This window comes from Deinococcus pimensis DSM 21231, from assembly GCF_000519345.1.
Lineage (GTDB): Bacteria > Deinococcota > Deinococci > Deinococcales > Deinococcaceae > Deinococcus_A > Deinococcus_A pimensis.
On sequence record NZ_KI912626.1, the window covers coordinates 1 to 2,774 of the forward strand.

At 71.6% G+C, this 2,774-nt stretch carries 5 protein-coding genes; 2 read left to right on the top strand and 3 right to left on the bottom strand.

Annotation, left to right across the window (positions count from 1 at the left end):
• From purQ to purC, 3 genes are all read right to left on the bottom strand, one after another.
• Nucleotides 1-675, bottom strand: a complete 675-nt coding sequence (gene purQ / locus DEIPI_RS0103155; RefSeq protein ID WP_027480818.1) for a phosphoribosylformylglycinamidine synthase subunit PurQ — start codon at nt 673-675, stop codon at nt 1-3.
• Entirely contained in the window at nt 672-950 is a 279-nt protein-coding gene (gene purS, locus DEIPI_RS0103160; protein WP_027480819.1) for a phosphoribosylformylglycinamidine synthase subunit PurS, read from the bottom strand. The genes purQ and purS overlap by 4 nt, the downstream gene beginning before the upstream one ends.
• Before the next feature lie 88 nt (nt 951-1,038).
• Complete coding sequence (gene purC, locus DEIPI_RS0103165; protein ID WP_027480820.1) at nt 1,039-1,758, bottom strand: phosphoribosylaminoimidazolesuccinocarboxamide synthase; 720 nt, start codon at nt 1,756-1,758, stop codon at nt 1,039-1,041.
• Nucleotides 1,759-2,055: 297 nt separating this feature from the next.
• Here purC and DEIPI_RS0103170 point away from each other — a divergent pair, with 297 nt between their 5' ends.
• Both DEIPI_RS0103170 and DEIPI_RS0103175 read left to right on the top strand, forming a co-directional pair.
• Nucleotides 2,056-2,295, top strand: a complete 240-nt coding sequence (locus DEIPI_RS0103170; protein ID WP_027480821.1) for a hypothetical protein — start codon at nt 2,056-2,058, stop codon at nt 2,293-2,295.
• Nucleotides 2,292-2,774, top strand: a 483-nt coding sequence (locus DEIPI_RS0103175) for a metallophosphoesterase (RefSeq protein ID WP_027480822.1), incomplete at its 3' end; no start/stop codon positions are given. The genes DEIPI_RS0103170 and DEIPI_RS0103175, both read left to right, overlap by 4 nt.

The following is a 2,774-nucleotide window of genomic DNA, read 5'->3' on the forward strand; positions in this document are numbered from 1 at the left end:
TCACAGCGCCACCGCCCGCTCGGCGTGCGCGACGAGGCTCTCGAAGACGCCGCGTCCGTCCGTGCCGCCCAGCACGGCCTCCACGACGCGCTCGGGGTGCGGCATCATGCCGAGCACGTTGCCGCGCTCGCTCAGGACGCCCGCCACGTCCCGCAGGCTGCCGTTGGGGTTGTCGAGGTACGTGAAGGCCACGCGGCCCTCGCCGTGCAGGCGCGCGAGCGTCTCGTCGTCGGCGTAGTAGCTGCCCTCGCCGTGCGCGACGGGCAGCGTGAGCTCCTGACCCTGCGCGTACACGTCCGTGAAGACCGAAGACGCGTTCTCCACCCGCAGGCGCACGGGGCGGCACACGAAGTGCAGGTGCTCGTTGCGGGCGAGCGCGCCGGGCAGCAGGCCGCTCTCCGTGAGGATCTGGAAGCCGTTGCAGATGCCGAGCACCGGCCCGCCCGCCTCCGCGAAGGCCCGCACGGCGTTCATGATGGGACTCCGCGCGGCGATCGCGCCGGAGCGCAGGTGATCGCCGTAGCTGAACCCGCCCGGCAGGATCACCGCCGACGCCCGCCCGAGGTCCGTCTCGGTGTGCCACACGAGGTGCGCCTCCGCGCCGATCGTGCGGACGGCGTGCAGCGCGTCCATGTCGCAGTTGCTGCCGGGAAACTGGACGACCGCGACGCTCACGCCCCGGCCTCCACGGGCGACGCGGGGGCGATCTCGGTGATCTCCACGCGGGCGTCCTCCATCACGGGGTTGGAGAGGACCGTGGTGGCAAGCTCGCGCGCCTGCGCCTCCACCGCCTCCCGCTCCCCGCTGAGGGTCATCTCGACGAGCTTGCCGACGCGCACGCCCGTCACGTTCGTGTGGCCGAGGTGGTCGAGGGCGCGCTCCACGGTGCGCCCCTGCGGGTCGAGGATGCTGGGCTTGAGGGACACGAACACACGAACGAGGTAGGTCATGGAAGGCTCCTTCGGAGCGGCTGTCAGCGGTCAGCGGTCAGCGGTCGGAGAACGCGGGGAGGAAAGGGATGGAACGTGGGGAGGGCGCTCAGGCGCCGGCGGGCTCGCCGAGCACGCGGCGCAGCATCTCCTGGTAGGCGTCCTCGACGCCGCCGAGGTCGCGGCGGAAGCGGTCCTTGTCGAGCTTCTCGCCCGTCCTGGCGTCCCAGAAGCGGCAGGTGTCGGGGCTGATCTCGTCGGCGAGCACGATCTGGCCGCCCGGCGTCTTGCCGAACTCCAGCTTGAAGTCCACGAGCTGCACGCCGCGCTCCTCGAAGAACGGCGTGAGGAAGTCGCGGACCCTCAGCGCGAGCGTGCGGATCGTGGCGAGGTCCTCCTCGGAGGCCCAGCCCATCACGACGGCGGTGTCGTCGTTGATGAGGGGATCGCCGAGGACGTCGCTCTTGTAGTAGTACTCCACGACGGGACGCGCGAGCGGCGCGCCCTCCGTCAGGCCGAGCCGCTTGCTGAACGAGCCCGCCGCGACGTTGCGCACGACGACCTCCACGGGCACGATCTCCACCGCGCGGACGCGCTGCTCGCGGTCGGAGAGACGCTCCAGGAAGTGCGTGGGCACGCCCGCCGCCTCCAGGCGCGGGTACAGCGCCGCCGTGATGGCGTTGTTCACGGCGCCCTTGCCCGCGACGGTCCCGCGCTTCTGCGCGTTGAACGCGGTGGCGTCGTCCTTGTACTCCACGACGTACTCGTCGGGACGGTCCGTCGCGAAGACCTTCTTCGCCTTGCCCTCGTACCTCAGCTCACCCTTCATGCCAGTCCCCTTCGTGCCGCGTCCCGCGGCGGGAAAATGTACGACGAGCACGGCACGCGTGGTGCCCTGCCCGGATGGAGAAGCGCTGCAACATTTCGAGACCCCTCGCCGCCTCTCGTGCGGCCATCGCCCGCGCTCGGCGGGCGCGCGCCTCACGGGGCGCGGATTCAGGATGATGGTGACGATGCTGTCCGGCGGGAACCCATGAGGCCCCGTCCGCGCTCAGCTTAACACTCATTCGGGAGCGCGCGACAAGGAAGCGTCCACGCCCGCCGCGCGAGGCACTACACTGACCGCGTGAACGAGTTCTTCGTCGTGGAGAGCGTGGGCGGCGACGTCGTCGAGGTGGAGTTCGACAGCGGACTGCGCAGCGAGCTGCCCGCCGCGTGGCTGCCCGGAGCGGCCGAGGAGGACGGCTACCGCGTGGAGCGCGAGGCCGGAGGTCTGCGCTTCGTGCCCGACCCGCGCGCCGCGCACGCCCTGCGTGAACGCCACAAGCAGACCCTGCTGGACTTCAGCGACAAGCACGACGAATGAGCTTCCCCGTCCTGTCCGTCGCGGACCTCCACGGTCGTCTCGACCTGCTCGACGCCGCCGCGCGTCACGCTCGGGACGCGCACCTCGTCGTGCTCGGCGACGTCATCGACCGTGGGCCGCTGGGCCTGGCGTGCGTGCGGCGTCTGCTCGACCTGCACGAGACGGGCCGCGTGACCCTGCTGCGCGGCAACCACGAGGCGATGGCCGAGTCGTCCGTGCGGCTCTACGAGCGCTACGCCGCCTCGCGTGACCTGGAGGACTACCGCGCGGCCCTCACGAACTTCGCGTGGTGGTCCGGCAACGGCGGCGACGCCGTGCGCCGCGAGGCCGGAGGCTTCGGCGTGGAGAACTTCCCGCCCGAACTGCTGGAGTACTTCTCGCGCCTGTGGGACGCCGCGTACGTGAGCGCGGACGGCGCGGTCACGCCCACGCCACCCCACGGCCCGGGCGTGCTCGTCACGCACGCCGCCCCGCCCCGC

Excerpts from the sequence above, each read along its gene's own strand:
- purS (WP_027480819.1), bottom strand. The coding sequence starts at position 950 with ATGACCTACCTCGTTCGTGTGTTCGTGTCCCTCAAGCCCAGCATCCTC.
- purC (WP_027480820.1), bottom strand. The coding sequence starts at position 1,758 with ATGAAGGGTGAGCTGAGGTACGAGGGCAAGGCGAAGAAGGTCTTCGCG.